This is a genomic window from Cellulomonas triticagri (assembly GCF_003696205.1).
Taxonomy (GTDB): Bacteria; Actinomycetota; Actinomycetes; order Actinomycetales; family Cellulomonadaceae; genus Cellulomonas; species Cellulomonas triticagri.
On record NZ_RFFI01000053.1, the window covers coordinates 1 to 15725 of the forward strand.

Annotated in this window: 13 protein-coding genes; 11 read left to right on the forward strand and 2 right to left on the reverse strand. The window is 73.5% G+C overall.

Translation table 11 applies throughout. The features are described 5' to 3' along the window. The 7 genes from EBM89_RS10820 to arfA form a co-directional block, all read left to right on the forward strand. On the forward strand, nt 1-461 hold a 461-nt coding region (locus tag EBM89_RS10820; protein ID WP_147463527.1), incomplete at its 5' end, for a substrate-binding domain-containing protein. After that, nucleotides 458-1480: a LacI family DNA-binding transcriptional regulator gene (locus EBM89_RS10825; protein WP_233571673.1), complete on the forward strand. Its 1023-nt coding sequence runs from the start codon at nt 458-460 to the stop codon at nt 1478-1480. The genes EBM89_RS10820 and EBM89_RS10825, both read left to right, overlap by 4 nt. Nucleotides 1481-1697: 217 nt before the next feature. Then, complete coding sequence (locus EBM89_RS10830; protein WP_122149445.1) at nt 1698-3599, forward strand: glycoside hydrolase family 127 protein; 1902 nt, start codon at nt 1698-1700, stop codon at nt 3597-3599. A gap of 84 nt (nt 3600-3683) precedes the next feature. Then, on the forward strand, nt 3684-4955 hold the full coding sequence (locus tag EBM89_RS10835) for an ABC transporter substrate-binding protein (RefSeq protein WP_122149446.1): 1272 nt from the start codon (nt 3684-3686) through the stop codon (nt 4953-4955). Nucleotides 4956-4988: 33 nt separating this feature from the next. Further along, nucleotides 4989-5942, forward strand: a complete 954-nt coding sequence (locus EBM89_RS10840) for a carbohydrate ABC transporter permease (protein ID WP_233571674.1) — start codon at nt 4989-4991, stop codon at nt 5940-5942. After that, a complete protein-coding gene (locus tag EBM89_RS10845; RefSeq protein ID WP_233571675.1) occupies nt 5939-6874 on the forward strand; it encodes a carbohydrate ABC transporter permease in 936 nt (311 codons plus the stop codon). The genes EBM89_RS10840 and EBM89_RS10845 overlap by 4 nt, the downstream gene beginning before the upstream one ends. Nucleotides 6875-6915: 41 nt before the next feature. Beyond that, nucleotides 6916-8427 (forward strand): arabinosylfuranosidase ArfA, encoded by a 1512-nt coding sequence (gene arfA, locus EBM89_RS10850; RefSeq protein ID WP_122149447.1) that lies wholly within the window; start codon nt 6916-6918, stop codon nt 8425-8427. An 81-nt stretch (nt 8428-8508) separates the two neighbouring features. On the opposite strand, the gene ppdK is transcribed toward arfA, so the two are convergent. After that, on the reverse strand, nt 8509-11217 hold the full coding sequence (gene ppdK, locus EBM89_RS10855) for a pyruvate, phosphate dikinase (RefSeq protein ID WP_122149448.1): 2709 nt from the start codon (nt 11215-11217) through the stop codon (nt 8509-8511). 91 nt (nt 11218-11308) lie between these two features. Next, nucleotides 11309-11878: a shikimate kinase gene (locus EBM89_RS10860; protein ID WP_122149449.1), complete on the reverse strand. Its 570-nt coding sequence runs from the start codon at nt 11876-11878 to the stop codon at nt 11309-11311. A gap of 145 nt (nt 11879-12023) precedes the next feature. On the opposite strand from EBM89_RS10860, the gene EBM89_RS10865 reads away from it, so the two are divergent. The 4 genes from EBM89_RS10865 to era are packed head-to-tail and all read left to right on the forward strand — an operon-like array spanning nt 12024 to nt 15719. Further along, nucleotides 12024-13040 (forward strand): PhoH family protein, encoded by a 1017-nt coding sequence (locus tag EBM89_RS10865; protein ID WP_122149450.1) that lies wholly within the window; start codon nt 12024-12026, stop codon nt 13038-13040. After that, on the forward strand, nt 13037-13489 hold the full coding sequence (ybeY, locus tag EBM89_RS10870; protein WP_122149451.1) for an rRNA maturation RNase YbeY: 453 nt from the start codon (nt 13037-13039) through the stop codon (nt 13487-13489). The genes EBM89_RS10865 and ybeY overlap by 4 nt, the downstream gene beginning before the upstream one ends. Then, a complete protein-coding gene (locus EBM89_RS10875) occupies nt 13486-14802 on the forward strand; it encodes a hemolysin family protein (RefSeq protein WP_122149452.1) in 1317 nt (438 codons plus the stop codon). The genes ybeY and EBM89_RS10875 overlap by 4 nt, the downstream gene beginning before the upstream one ends. Before the next feature lie 14 nt (nt 14803-14816). Next, a complete protein-coding gene (gene era, locus EBM89_RS10880; protein ID WP_122149453.1) occupies nt 14817-15719 on the forward strand; it encodes a GTPase Era in 903 nt (300 codons plus the stop codon). Nucleotides 15720-15725 lie beyond the last annotated feature (6 nt).

Here is a 15725-nt window from a genome sequence, read left to right on the forward strand (position 1 = left end):
GGCCGGGCTCGCCGGGGGCACGGCGCACGGCGGCGTTCCGGCGCGCGGCGGCGGACCTGGGGGTGGCCGTGGTGGAGGAGCTGCTGGTGGACGTCGGCCCGCGCTGGGGTCGCCAGGAGGGGGCGGTCGCGGCGGCGCGGCTGCTGGACGACGGCCCGCCCTTCGACGCGCTGCTCGCGCACAACGACGCCCTGGCCCTCGGCGCGCTGCGGGCCGCGCTGGACCGGGGGCTGCGGGTGCCCGGCGACCTCGCGGTGATCGGCTCGGGCGACACGGAGGACGCCCGGTACGCGGTGCCGTCGCTAACGTCCATCGCGCAGGGCACGTCGGAGGTCGCGGGGACGGCGGTGGCGCTGCTCGCGGACCGCATCGAGGGGTCGCCGCCGCGCGACGACCCGCGGGCCGCCGCCGGCGTGGACCTGCGGCTGCGGGAGTCGACGCTGGGGGTGGGGGTCGCGTGAGCGCGGTGACGATGGCCGACGTGGCGGTCGCCGCGGGCGTCAGCGTGAAGACGGTGTCCAACGTGCTCGCGGAGCACCCCGGGGTCCGCGAGGAGACGCGGGCGCGGGTGCTGACGGCGGTGGACGCGCTCGGCTACCGGCTGAACCCGGCGGCCTCCCGGCTGCGGTCGGGCCGCACGGGCGTGATCGCGTTCGCGCTGCCGCACCTGTACCAGCCGTACTTCGGCGACGTCGCCGAGCGGGTGATCGCGGAGGGGGAGCGGCACGGCTACACGGTCGTGATCGAGCCGACCGACGCGCTGCTCGCCCGGGAGCGCGCGGTGCTGTCCGGGGGACGGGCGCAGCAGGTCGACGGGGCGATCCTGTCGCCCGCCGCGCTGGGCGTCATCGACCTGCAGGGCCTGCATGTCGAGGGCCCGGTGGTGCTGCTCGGCGCCCGGCTGGACGACCCGCCCGCGGACCAGGTCGTGATGGACGACCGGGGGGCGTCGCGCACGGCGGTCGCGCACCTGCTGGCCGCGGGACGCACGCGCATCGCGGCGGTCGGGACGACGCAGGACGGCGGCTCGGCGGACGAGCGCGAGGCGGGCTACCGGGACGCGCTGACGGCGGCGGGGGTGCCGGTGGACCCGGCGCTGCTGCTGGACGCCCCGGACTGGGACCGCCGGTCGTCGGGCGCGGCCGCGGCGGTGCGGCTGCTGGACTCGGGTGCGCCGTTCGACGCGGTGTTCTGCTTCAACGACGCGATGGCCTTCGGGGTGCTGCGGGTGCTGGCGAGCCGGGGGTTGCGGGTGCCGGAGGACGTCGCCGTGGTCGGGTTCGACAACACCGAGCAGTCCCGGTTCTCGACGCCGCCGCTGACGTCGGTCGACCCGGGGCAGGAGCAGATCGCCCGCACCGCCGTGGATCTGCTGGTCCGGCGGATCGAGGGGCGCACCGGTGCGCCGGAGGTCGTGGTCGCGGACCACCACCTGGTGGTCCGGGAGTCCAGCGGGGGGCCGCGCACGCCGGTCGTGTGAGCGGCGCTCCGCGCCGTTCTCTATCGATGTCATGGGTGGGTCGACCCGTCCGTCCTGCTCAGAAGCCGGGTGATCCTGCGCCATCTGGGCAGGTGGCGGCGTCGTGGGCGTGCCTCGGGGGCTGTCCGGTGCTGTCCATCGGTTGACATCGTTGTAATCAACGATGCAGAGTGGCGTCGGCACGCAGAGACGCACCACCGCACAGGCAAGGGAGCCCATGTCGCACCGCACGTACGCCGGACCCGTCGCACCCCGCACGACCGACCGGCTGACCCAGCGCCCGCTGCCCGCGTCCGCGGTGCGCCTCGACCCCGCCGGGCACCTCGGCCGGTGGCAGGCGCTCAACGCCGCCGCGACGCTGCCGCACAGCATCGAGCAGCTCGAGACCTCCGGCGTGCTGCCCAACCTGCGCCGCGTGGTGGGGGAGTCGGACGCCGAGTACGTCGGCTACATGTTCGCCGACTCCGACCTGTACAAGACGCTCGAGGCGATCGGCTGGGAGATCGGCCGCACCGGCACCACGGCGTTCGACGCGTTCCTCGCCGACAGCCTCGCCCTGCTCACCCGGGTGCAGGACACCGACGGGTACCTCAACTCCTACATCCAGGGCACCCGCCCGGACGACCGGTTCGCCGACCTGCGCTGGGCCCACGAGCTGTACTGCTACGGCCACCTGATCCAGGCGGCCGTGGCCCTGCACCGCGGCGCGGGTCGCGACGACTTCCTCGCGCTGGCCCGCCGCAGCGCCGACCTGCTGGTGCGCCGGTTCGGCCCCGACGGCGAGGCCGGGTACTGCGGCCACCCCGAGGTCGAGACCGCGCTGGTCGAGCTGTACCGCGAGACCGGCCACGAGCCGTACCTCGCGACAGCCCGCCGGATGGTGGACGAGCGCGGGCAGGACCTCGCGCTGCTCGGCCCCGACCGCCTCGGGGCGCACTACTTCCAGGACCAGGCGCCCGTCCGCGAGTCGCACGAGGCCACCGGCCACGCCGTCCGCCAGCTCTACCTGAACGCGGGGGTCACCGACGTCTGGACCGAGCAGGGCGACGACACCTTGCTCGCCGCGATGGACGCGCAGTGGGACTCCGCGCACCACCAGAAGATGTACGTGACCGGCGCGATGGGCTCCCGGCACTTCGACGAGTCGTTCGGCGACGCCTACGAGCTGCCGCCGGACCGCGCCTACGCCGAGACCTGCGCCGCCATCGCCGACGTGCACTGGTCGTACCGGATGCTGCTCGCCGAGGGCGGATCTCGGTACGCCGACGCCGTCGAGCGCGCGCTGCTCAACGCCGTCGCCGCGTCGGTGTCGGCGGACGGCCGGGCGTTCTTCTACTCCAACCCGCTGCACCTGCGCGAGGGGCACCGCGAGGAGGAGAACGCGCCGTCGCGGCGCACCCCCTGGTACTCCTGCGCGTGCTGCCCGCCCAACATCGCCCGCCTGGTCGCGTCCCTGCACGCGTACGTCGCCACCGCCGACGCCACGTCGCTGCGGGTGCACCTGTTCGCCGCGGGGGAGGTCGACGTGCCCGCCCACCTCGGCTCCGGCACGCTGCGGATCTCGACGGCGTACCCGGCGGACGGCCGGGTCGTCGTGGACGTGGACGGCGAGCTCGCCGGGGCGCTCGCGCTGCGGCTCCCGGGCTGGGCGCAGGACGTCACGGCCTCCGTCGACGGAGCGGCCCCGGTGGCCGTCGGGTCGATGACCGTCGAGGACGGCTACCTCGTGCTGCCCGCCGGGACGCGCCGGGTCGAGCTCGACCTGCCGATGCCCGCCGTCGCCGTGTCCGCGCACCCCCGGGTGGACGCGGTGCGCGGCTCGGTCGCGCTGACCCGCGGCCCCGTCGTGTACTGCGTCGAGCAGGCCGACCACCTCGGCGGCCCGTCCGTGGAGGACGTGCGGCTGGTCCCGGGCGCGCCGGTCGAGGTCGTCGCGGCGGACGGCGCGCTGCCGCGCCTGGTCGCCGCCGGGGTCGCCGCGGCGACGACCGGGGACGCGCTCTACCGGGTCGGGACCGGGCCCGCGGACGGCGAGCCCGTGCGGCTCACCGCGATCCCGTACGCCGAGTGGGGCAACCGCACCACCGGCGCGATGCGGGTCTGGATCCCGCTGGCCTGACCGCCCGCTGGTTCGATCGCGGGGCGCTGGCCCCGCACCGGCCCCGACCGGGGCACCTCTGGACGACGAAGGGACGGCGCGACGATGCGCAGAGCGTGGAGGACGGCGGCGCTGGTCGCCGTGGTGGGGCTGGCGACGAGCGCGTGCGCGACGCTGGGGCTCGGCGGGCGCGGGGGTGACGAGAACACCGTCACGCTGTGGGTCCGCGACTACCAGAAGTCGATCATGGGCACGCTGGCGGCCGAGTTCAACGCCACCCACGAGACGCAGGTCGAGGTCACGCTCGTGCCCGCGACGTCCTTCGTGCAGAAGCTCGGCACGGCCGTCGCCGCCTACCAGGGCCCGGACATCGCGTCCCTCGACCTGGTGTTCGCGCCGTACTTCGCGTCCCAGGGCGTGCTCGCCGACGTCACCGACGAGGTCGAGGCGCTGCCGTACGCGGACGACCTCAGCCCCGCGCACGTCAGCCAGGTCACCTACGAGGACCGGATCTACGGCGTCCCGTTCACCGGCGACGTCTCGGTGATGTTCTACAACAAGACCCTCTTCGCGGAGGCCGGCCTCGACCCCGAGGCCCCGCCGACCACCTGGGCCGAGGTGCAGGCCGCGGCCGAGGCCGTCGCCGGGTCCGGCGAGGACCGCTCCGGCTTCGTGTTCTCCGGCGCCTGCGGCGGCTGCAACATCTTCTCGCTCACCCCGCTGGTGTGGGCCTCCGGCGGCGACGTGCTGAACGCCGACGGCACCGAGGCGCTGCTCGACTCGGAGGAGGTCGGCGGCGCGCTGGGCCTGTACCGCGACATGTATCAGGCGGGCACGATGCCGGAGCTCGTCCGCACGGACAACGGCCCCAACGCCGCGACGGCGTTCCAGTCCGGCACCGTCGGCATCCGGTTCGACGGCACGTCGTTCATGTCGACGCTGGTCTCGGACGGCGCCGTGGACTTCGGCGTCGCGCCCATCCCGGGCCAGGACGGCGGCTCCGCGTCGTTCGCCGGGGGCGACGTGCTGTCGGTGATGACCGGCGCCGCCAACCCCGAGGGCGCCTGGGAGTTCCTCGAGTGGGCCACCGACCGCGACGCGCAGCAGGTGCTCGCCGACAACGCGATCCTGCCGATCCGCATGGACCTGCTGGACGAGATCTACGTGCCCCGCGACCCCCGGTTCCAGGTGTTCGCCGACGCGCTCGGCGTCGGGTACACCCCCTACTCGGTCGTCGAGAACGAGCTGTTCAACGACAACAACGGCGTCTGGGCCGGCCTCATCCAGGACGCCGTCTTCGGGCAGGGCGACATCGCCGACGCCCAGCGCGCGGCCCAGGAGGACGCCCAGGCGATCCTCGACAAGGCCACCGACTAGCCCATCCCCCTCGGACGACGGAGTTCTGACGCGATGACCGCACCCGTGATGGCCCCACCCGCACCCGGAGGTGTCGCGCTGCCGCGCGGCGGACGCCCCCGGCGCCGCACCACCCTGTCCCGCCGCCGCACCCGGCTCGGCGTCCTCATGGTCCTGCCCGCCGCCGTGCTGCTCGGCCTGTTCTTCCTGTGGCCCCTGGCCCAGACGATCCGGATGTCGTTCTACGACTGGCCGATGCTCGGCGAGCACACCTGGGTCGGCCTCGCGAACTACACGAGCGCGCTCGGCGACGAGGACTTCCTCGCCGCCGTCGGGTTCACGCTGCGGTACACGCTGATCGCCACGCCGCTGCTGTTCGTCGTCGCGCTCGTGCTCGCGCTGCTCGTGCGCGGCGGGTCCCGCGCCGCCCGCGGGTTCCAGACGATCTTCTTCATCCCGGTCGTCATCGGCATGGCCGCCGCGTCCTACCTGTGGATGTACCTGTTCCAGCCCGACCTCGGGCCCGCCAGCGCGCTGGGGGAGCGCGCCGGGCTGCTCGACGCCTCCGAGAACCTGTTCGCCACCTTCACCTCGGCGCTGGTCATCGTGCTCGCCATGGTCACCTGGAAGGTCGTCGGCCTGCAGATGCTGCTGCTGTCGTCCGGGCTGCAGTCCATCCCGGTCGAGGTCAACGAGGCCGCCCGCATCGACGGCGCCGGACGGTGGCAGGCGTTCCGGCACATCACCCTGCCGCTGCTGCGCCCCACCCTCGCGCTGGTGCTCGTGTTCTCCGTCGCGGGCTCGCTGCTCGCGTTCGACCAGTTCTTCATCATGACGTCCGGTGGGCCGAACAACTCGACCATCACCGCCGTCTACCAGACCTACCGGACCTCCTTCATCCAGTTCGAGCTCGGCGCCGGTGCCGCGATGTCGGTGCTGCTCATGGTCGCCCTCGCGGCCGTGAGCGCCCTGCAGATGCTCCTGCTGAGGAACACGGACAACGCATGAGCGCCACCGACGTCTCCGCCCTCGCCACGCCCGACACCACCAGCCCGCGCGAGCCGCGGCGCCGGGGGCGGATCCCGCGCACGATCGGCGAGGTGCGCGCCTCCATGCCGCGCCTCGCCTGGTGGGTCGTGTGCCTGTGCCTCGCGATCCTGTTCCTCTACCCGCTGTACGTGATGCTCACGCAGAGCCTCAAGGCACCCGCCGAGGCCGCCGCCGTGCCGCCCACGATGTTCCCGCAGGACTGGTCGCTGGAGAACTACGCGGCGCTCGCGGACTCCTCGTCCGGCATCAGCCTGCTGCGCTCGCTCGGCAACTCCATCGGGGTGTCGCTGTCGGTCACGCTGCTCACCACGACGGTCGCCACGCTCGCCGGGTACGGGTTCGCGAAGCTGCCGTTCAGGGGCTCCGGGTTCCTGTTCTTCCTCGCGCTCGTCGCGTTCATGGTGCCGTTCCAGGCGATCATCACGCCGCTGTTCCTCACGCTGCGCAACCTCGGGCTGCTCGGCTCCCTGCCCGGCCTGGTGCTGGTGATCGCGACGTTCAGCCTGCCGTTCGGGCTGTTCCTCATGCGGAACACCTTCGCGTCGCTGCCCGGCAGCCTGGAGGAGGCCGCGATGATCGACGGGTGTGGCACGCTCGGGGCCATGCGCCGCGTGCTGCTGCCGGTCGCCCTGCCGGGCGTGATCTCCACGGCCCTGCTCACCTTCTTCACCGCGTGGAACGAGTTCTTCGCGACCCTCATCCTGCTCGTGGACCAGAAGCTCTACACGCTCCCGGTCAGCCTGCAGATGCTCGCCTCCGGCCAGAACAACCAGCTCGACTGGGGCGTCATGCAGGCCGGTGTCACGGTCACCGTCGTCCCGTGCGTCGTCATCTACCTGCTGCTCCAGAAGTACTACGTCAGCGGCCTGCTGTCCGGCGCCGTCAAGTAGCACCCGCACCGCCCGCACCACCCGCCTCAGGAAGGACCCCCGTGGCCAACGCCCGCCTCACCGTCGACCCCGAGCTCGTCGTCTCGCCGGTCCACCGCCGCACGTTCGGCTCGTTCGTCGAGCACCTCGGCCGCTGCGTGTACACCGGCATCCACGAGCCCACCCACCCCACCGCCGACGAGGACGGCTTCCGGCAGGACGTCCTCGACCTCGTGCGCGAGCTCGGCGTCACCACCGTGCGCTACCCGGGTGGCAACTTCGTGTCCGGCTACCGCTGGGAGGACGGGGTCGGCCCCGTCGAGGACCGGCCCGCGCGCCTCGACCTCGCGTGGCACTCCCTCGACCCGAACACCGTGGGCGTGGACGAGTTCATGCGGTGGACCCGCAAGGCCGGCGTCGAGCCGATGATGGCCGTCAACCTCGGCACCCGCGGCGTGCTCGAGGCCGTCGACCTGCTCGACTACTGCAACGGCACCGCCCCGACGGCGTGGGCGAAGCAGCGCGCCGCGAACGGCTCGGCCGAGCCGCACAACATCCGCATGTGGTGCCTCGGCAACGAGATGGACGGGCCCTGGCAGACCGGGCACAAGACCGCCCACGAGTACGGCCGCATCGCCGCCGAGACCGCCCGCGCCATGCGCCAGGTCGACCCGACCCTGGAGCTCGTCGCCTGCGGTTCGTCCGCGCCCGACCTGCCGACCTTCGGCTCCTGGGAGCGCGAGGTCCTCACCGAGACCTACGACCAGGTCGACTACATCTCGATCCACCGGTACTACGAGATCAAGGGCGAGGACACGCACTCGTTCCTCGGGTCCGCCGTCGACATGGACGCCTTCATCGACGACGTCGTCGCCACCGCCGACGGCGTGCGCGCGGCGCTCAAGGCCGAGAAGCGCATGATGCTCTCGTTCGACGAGTGGAACGTCTGGTACCAGTCCCGCGCCGCCTCCGTGCCCCCGGCGGGCGATGACTGGCCGGTCGCGCCGGTGCTGCTGGAGGACCGCTACTCCGCCATGGACGCCGTCGTCGTCGGCAACATGCTCATCACGCTGCTGCGGCACTCCGACCGCGTCACCGCCGCGTCGCAGGCCCAGCTCGTCAACGTCATCGCGCCGATCATGACCGAGCCCGGCGGCCGGGTCTGGAAGCAGACGATCTTCCACCCGTTCGCGCAGGCCGCCGCGCTCGCGAAGGGCTCCGTGCTGCGCGTCGCGCCGACGTCGGAGACGTTCCCGACCGCCCAGCACGGCGACGTCCCCGCCGTCGACGCCGTCGCCACGTGGGACGAGGAGACCGGCACCGGCGCGCTGCTCGTCGTCAACCGGCACCCCGAGAACGCGCAGGACCTCGCCATCGACCTGTCCCGGCTCGGCGACGTCCGGGTGGTCGAGGCCACGACGCTGCACCACGACGACCCGTTCGCGGCGAACACCGCCGACGCGCCCGACGAGGTCGCCCCGGTCGTCCGCGACGACGTCACGCTGGAGGACGGCACCCTGAGCCTGACCCTCCCGGCGATCAGCTGGAGCACGGTCGCCCTCACCCGCGCCTGACCACCTGGCGAGGTCGAGGGTTTCCGGCGAGGTCGAGGGTTTCCCCCTGCACTCAGAGGGGAAACCCTCGACCTCGTGCGCTCAGCTGCCCGTGCGGATGGCGGCGCGGCCCGCCTCCAGGCGCGCGACCGGGACCCGGTAGGGCGAGCACGAGACGTAGTCCAGGCCGACCTGGTCGAAGAACTCGATCGACTCCGGGTCGCCGCCGTGCTCGCCGCACACCCCGACGACCAGGTCCGGCCGGGCGGCCCGGCCCTCCTCGACGGCGATCCGCACCAGCCGGCCCACGCCCTTGGTGTCGATGCTCTCGAACGGCGACTCCGTCAGCACCCCGTTCGCGAGGTACTGCGGGAAGAACGCCGCCTCGACGTCGTCCCGGGAGAACCCCCACGTGGTCTGCGTGAGGTCGTTGGTGCCGAACGAGAAGAACTGCGCGGCCTCCGCCACCCGGTCCGCCGTCAGCGCGGCGCGCGGCAGCTCGATCATCGCGCCCACCGGCAGGTCGAGGTGCACCCCGCGCTCGGCGCCGACCTCCGCCATGATCCGCAGCGCCTCGTCGCGCACCAGGTGCACCTCCATCACCGAGCCGACCAGCGGCACCATGATCTCCGCGTGCGGGTGCCCGCCGTCGGCCAGCCGGTCTGCCGTGGCCTCGCACACCGCCCGGATCTGCAGCGCGAACAGCCCCGGCACCGTCAGTCCGAGCCGCACCCCGCGCAGCCCCAGCATCGGGTTCGCCTCGTGCATCCGCCGCACCGCGGCCAGCAGCCGGACGTCCTGCGGGTCCGCCTGGCCCCGCTCCTCGGCCAGCGCGACCTTCACCGCCAGGTCGGTGAGGTCAGGCAGGAACTCGTGCAGCGGCGGGTCGATCAGCCGGATCGTCGTCGGCAGCCCGTCCATCTCGGTCAGCAGCGCCGTGAAGTCCGCGCGCTGCAGCGGCAGCAGCTCCGCCAGCGCCGCGTCCCGCGCGGCGTCGTCCTCCGCGAGCACCACCCGCTCCACGAGCAGCCGCCGCTCGCCGAGGAACTGGTGCTCGGTGCGGCACAGCCCGATGCCCTCGGCGCCGAGCGCCCGGGCGCGGCGCGCGTCCTCGGCGGTGTCGGCGTTCGCGTGCACCCGCAGCCGCCGGGCCTCGTCGGCGTGCGTCAGCAGCCGGTGCACCGAGCGCACCAGGTCGGACGTGGCGTCGTCCTCGCCGGTCTCCGCGACCTGGGTCAGCGCCGCGTCCAGGCCCTGCTCCAGGTAGGTGCTGACGGGGGAGGGCACCACCGGCACCTCGCCGAGGAACACCTCGCCCGTGGACCCGTCGACCGCCACGGTGTCGCCCTCCGCGACCACGCGGTCGCCGACCGTCACCGAGCGCGCCGTCAGATCGATCTCCAGCCGGTCCGCCCCGACCACGCAGGTCAGCCCCATGCCGCGCGCCACCACCGCGGCGTGCGACGTCTTCCCGCCGCGCGCCGTCAGCACCCCGACCGACGCGATCATGCCGCCGAGGTCGTCCGGGTTGGTCTCCCGGCGCACCAGCACCACCGGCTGCCCCTCGGCCGCCCACCGCTGCGCCGTCGCCGAGTCCAGCACCACCCGGCCGACCGCCGCGCCCGGTGACGCCGCCATGCCGCGGGTCAGCAGCGTCCGGTCCGCGCGGGCGTCGAACCGCGGGAACATCAGCTGCGCGAGCTGCGCCCCGCTCACCCGGTCCAGCGCCTCGTCCTCGGTGATGAGGTGCTCGTCCACCAGCTGGGTCGCGATCCGGAACGCCGCGGGCGCCGTGCGCTTGCCCACCCGGGTCTGCAGCATCCACAGCGTGCCGCGCTCCACGGTGAACTCCACGTCGCACAGGTCCCGGTAGTGCGTCTCCAGCCGCCGCATCGCCGCGCGCAGGTCCGCGTACGCCCGCGGGTCCGCGGCCTCCATCTCGGTCAGGCTCAGCGTGTTGCGGATGCCCGCCACCACGTCCTCGCCCTGGGCGTTCACCAGGTAGTCCCCGTAGTCGCCCGTGTGCCCCGTCGCCGGGTCCCGCGTGAACGCCACGCCCGTCCCCGAGGTCGGGCCGAGGTTCCCGAACACCATCGAGCAGATGTTCACGGCCGTCCCCAGGTCGTCCGGGATGCGCTCGCGCCGGCGGTACAGCCGCGCCCGCTCCGTGTTCCACGACCGCAGCACCGCCACGATCGCCAGGTCCAGCTGCTCGCGCGGGTGCTGCGGGAACTCCCGCCCCGACTCGGTGCGCACGATCTCCTTGAACGCGTCCACCAGCGCCCGCAGGTCCGCGGCGTCGAGGTCGACGTCCTCGTCCACGCCCTTCGCGGCCTTCGCCTTGTCCAGCGTGTCCGCGAACAGGTCCCCGTCGATGTCCAGCACCGTCTTGCCGAACATCTGGACCAGCCGCCGGTACGAGTCCCACGCGAACCGCTCGTCGCCCGAGAACTCCGTCAGCCCCACCACCGACGCGTCGTTCAGCCCGACGTTCAGCACCGTCTCCATCATCCCGGGCATCGAGAACTTCGCGCCCGAGCGCACCGACACCAGCAGCGGCTCGTGGAAGTCGCCGAGCCCGCGCCCCAGCGCGTCCTCCAGCCGCCGCACCGCCATCGTCACCTCGACGCGCAGCTCCGGCGGCAGCTGCCCGGTGCGCATGTACGCCCGGCAGGCGTCCGTCGTGATCGTGAACCCCGGGGGGACCGGCAGCCCCAGCCGGGTCATCTCGGCGAGGTTCGCACCCTTGCCGCCCAGCAGGTCCTTCTGGTCCTTGCCGCCCTCGGAGAAGTCCTGGACATAGCGCGCCACGTCAGCCTCCGCGTCCCGCGGGGGCGCCGCTGCCCCCGGCGCTCCCGAGTCTCCTCCGGGGGAGCGGCCGTGACCACCCCCATCTGCGGGGTCAGCCGAGCAGGTCCAGGAGCCGGGCTGCCGAGGCGTCGGGCCCCTCGTCGCCGGTCAGCAGGACGTCGGTCGCGACGGTACGCGTCGTCGGGTCGTCCACCCACTCCGCGAGCAGGTCGTGGCCGTCGACCACCCAGTCGCGACCTTTCGTCGCGAGGGACCGCCGCCGCAGCACGGCGAGCGCCGCGTCGCGGTCGGCGCACGGCAGGACGAGCACGACGTGGGGCACCGCTGCGAGCACCGTGCGGACGTGCCGGGCGTGGTCGGGGTCGACGTAGCTCGTGTGACCCGCGCCGAGCGCGACGACGGCGCCCGGGTGCTCGGCGACCACGCGGGCGACCGCGTGCGCTCGGGCGGTCTCCCACTCGCGCTCCGCCGCGAGTCGCCCGACGGCGGCGCTGCGGGCGACCAGGCGGTCGATGCTCCACCCGACCTCCGCGTAGTACCGGTCGCCGACGCCGTCCACGTCGACGAACGGCACACCGAGCGCCGTCGCGACGGCCGCGCCGAGCGTCGACTTCCCCGTCGCCACGGGGCCGACGAGCACGAGACGGGGCGGGGTGGTCACACCTCATCCTCGCCGGTTCGCCGTCGCGCCCCGCCCCCAGGCGCTGACGCGGCGAATGAGGCGGCATCCTGACGGAGGTCGCCGGTAGACTCGCTGCTGTCCGATCCGGATCTCCCGAAGGAGTGCAGCGGCGCGAGCCGAGCACATGGCTGAGACCTCACCCGACCGGTCCGCGCGCGCGGACCAGCTCCCCGGCGCCGCCCGGGTGGAGCACCGCATCACGATCCCCGCCGGGGTCTCGATGGTCGAGCTGCTGGGCCTGAACGACCAGGTGCTGCGCGCCGTCGAGTCCGGCTTCCCCGGCGTGGACGTGCACGTGCGCGGCAACGAGATCTCCCTCGCCGGTCCGGCGGGGGACGTCGCGCTGGTCGCGCGCCTGGTGGACGAGCTGGTCGAGATGGCCGCCGGCGGCACGCCGCTGAGCGCGGACGTCGTCACCCGGTCCGTCGCCATGCTCACCGCGGGCACCGAGACCCGCCCGGCGGACGTGCTGGCGTTCAACATCCTGTCCTCGCGCGGCCGCACCATCCGGCCCAAGACCGCGGGGCAGAAGGAGTACGTCGACGCGATCGACCGGAACACCATCACGTTCGGCATCGGCCCCGCGGGTACCGGAAAGACGTACCTCGCGATGGCGAAGGCCGTGCAGGCGCTGCAGGCCCGGCAGGTCAACCGCATCGTCCTGACCCGCCCGGCGGTGGAGGCGGGGGAGCGGCTCGGCTTCCTGCCCGGCGGGCTGTCCGAGAAGATCGACCCGTACCTGCGGCCGCTGTACGACGCGCTGCACGACATGGTCGACCCCGACTCGATCCCGCGGCTCATGGAGGCCGGGACGATCGAGGTGGCCCCGCTGGCGTACATGCGCGGCCGCACCCTGAACGACTCCTTCATCATCCTCGACGAGGCGCAGAACACCTCGGCCGAGCAGATGAAGATGTTCCTCACCCGCCTGGGCTTCGGGTCCAAGGTCGTGGTCACCGGTGACGTGACGCAGGTCGACCTGCCGTCGGGCACGGTGTCCGGGCTGCGGGTGGTCGAATCCATCCTCCAGGACGTCGACGACGTCGCGTTCTGCCGGATGTCCTCCTCCGACGTCGTCCGCCACCGCCTGGTGGGGGACATCATCGACGCCTACGCACGCTGGGACGCCAACAAGCGATGAGCATTGAAGTCAACAACGAGTCCGGTCACGAGGTCGACGAGGCGGAGTTCGCCGCGCTGGCGCGCTTCGTGCTGGACCAGATGCACGTCCACCCGCAGACCGACCTGTCGATCCTGTTCGTCGACACCGAGGTGATGACGGACCTGCACGTGAAGTGGATGGACGAGCCCGGTCCGACGGACGTGCTGTCCTTCCCGATGGACGAGCTCCGCCCGGGTCGCGCGGACGAGCCCACGCCCGCGGGGCTGCTGGGTGACGTCGTGCTGTGCCCGGAGGTCGCCGTCGAGCAGGCCCGCACCGCGGGGCACTCGACCGCGGAGGAGCTGCTGCTGCTGACGACGCACGGCATCCTGCACCTGCTGGGCTACGACCACGCGGAGCCGGAGGAGGAGAAGGAGATGTTCGGCCTGCAGCGGCAGCTGCTGCTGACCTTCCTCGCGGGGCGATGACCGAGGTCCCCGTCGCGCTGCTGGTCGCGCTCACCGGCGCGGCCGTGCTGCTCGCCGCGACGCTGTCCGCCGGTGAGGCCGCCGTGCTGCGGATCGGCCGGGCGGACCTCGCGGACCTGATGGCGGCGCGGCACCCGGCGGCGGAGCGCGTGCACCGGCTCGCCGAGCAGCGGTCGGCCGTCGCCGCGTCCGCGGGGGTGCTGCGGCTGCTGTGCGAGATGGTCGCCGCGGTCTGCCTCACGCTGGCCATCGCGGCCTCGTCGCTGGTGTGGTCCGTCGAGCTCGTGATCGCGGTCGCGGCCTGCGCGACCCTCACGGTGGTGCTCGCGCGCCTGAGCCCGCGCTCGCTCGGCCACCGCTACCCGCGCGCCGTGCTCGCCACGACCTCCCGCCTGCTCGCGGCCGTGCACGTGGTCGCCGGCCCGCTGGTGCGGGTCGCGCCCGGCGCGGGGTCGGAGGCCGACCCGGACGAGCTGCGGGAGATGGTCGAGCGCGACGCGCCCGGCGGCGACCCGGACGAGCGCGCCATGCTGCGCTCCGTGCTCGGGCTGGGCGACACGCTGACCCGCGAGGTGATGGTCCCGCGCACCGACATGGTGACCACGGGCGAGGGCACGCCGCTGCGCAAGGTGCTGTCGCTGCTGCTGCGCTCCGGCTACTCCCGGGTGCCGGTGGTCGGCGAGCAGGTGGACGACCTCAAGGGCGTGCTCTACCTCAAGGACATCGTGCGGCGGATGGAGGACGACCCCGCCGCGGCGACCGCCCCGGCGTCGTCGGCCGTGCGGCCCGCGGTGTTCGTCCCGGAGTCCAAGCCCGTCGACGAGCTGCTGCGCGAGCTGCAGGCCGGCGCCTCGCACATCGCCATGGTGGTCGACGAGTACGGCGGGATCGCCGGGCTCGTGACCATCGAGGACGCCCTGGAGGAGATCGTCGGCGAGCTCACCGACGAGCACGACCCGTCCGCGCCGCAGGTCGAGGACCTCGGCGGCGGGACCTTCCTCGTCCCCGCCCGGCTCGGCAAGGACGAGCTCGGCGAGCTCGTGGGCCTGGAGGTGGACGACGACGACGTCGACACCGCGGGCGGGCTGCTCGCCAAGGCGCTCGGCAAGGTGCCGATCCCCGGCTCCGCCGGGGAGATCCACGGCCTGCGCCTGGTCGCCCAGGGCACCGAGGGGCGCCGCAAGCGCGTCGCCCGCGTGCTCGTGTCCCGGGCGCCCGAGCCGGAGCCCGAGCCCGACACCCGCGAGCCTCGCGACGACCGCGAGCCCCACGACCGCGCGACCGACGCCGCGACCCGAACCACCGACCAGTGACGAGAGACCTCCCCATGACGCACCGCTCCGGATTCGCCTGCCTCGTCGGTCGGCCCAACGCCGGCAAGTCCACGCTGACTAACGCCCTCGTCGGGCAGAAGGTCGCGATCACCTCGGGCCGCCCGCAGACCACCCGGCACACCGTGCGCGGCATCGTGCACCGCGAGGACGCCCAGCTCGTGCTGGTCGACACCCCGGGCCTGCACCGCCCGCGCACCCTGCTGGGCGAGCGCCTGAACACGCTCGTGCGGGACACCCTGACCGAGGTCGACGTCGTCGGGTTCTGCCTGCCGTCGGACCAGAAGGTCGGCCCCGGCGACCGGTTCATCGCCGAGCAGCTCGCGCAGCTCGGCCGCCGCACGCCGGTCGTCGCCATCGCGACCAAGGCCGACCTGGTCGGCAAGCAGCGGCTCGCCGAGCACCTGCTCGCGGTGTCCGAGCTCGGCGAGTGGGCCGACGTCGTGCCGGTGTCCGCCGAGAGCGGCTACCAGGTCGACGTGGTCGAGCAGGTGCTCATCGGGCACCTGCCGCCCGGGCCCGCGCTGTACCCGGAGGGCGAGCTCACCGACGAGCCCGAGGCCGTCATGGTCGCCGAGCTCGTCCGCGAGGCCGCGCTCGAGGGCGTGCGCGACGAGCTGCCGCACTCGCTCGCCGTCGTCGTGGACGAGATCGTGCCGCGCGACGTCGCCGAGGGGGAGCCGCCGCTGCTGGACGTGCGCGTGCACCTGTTCGTCGAGCGGGACAGCCAGAAGGCCATCGTCATCGGCAAGGCGGGGTCGCGGCTGCGCGACGTCGGCACCCGGGCGCGCCGCGGCATCGAGGCGCTGCTCGGCTCGCGCGTCTACCTGGACCTGCACGTCAAGGTCGCGAAGGACTGGCAGCGCGACCCGAAGCAGCTCGGCCGGCTGGGGTTCTGACCGCCG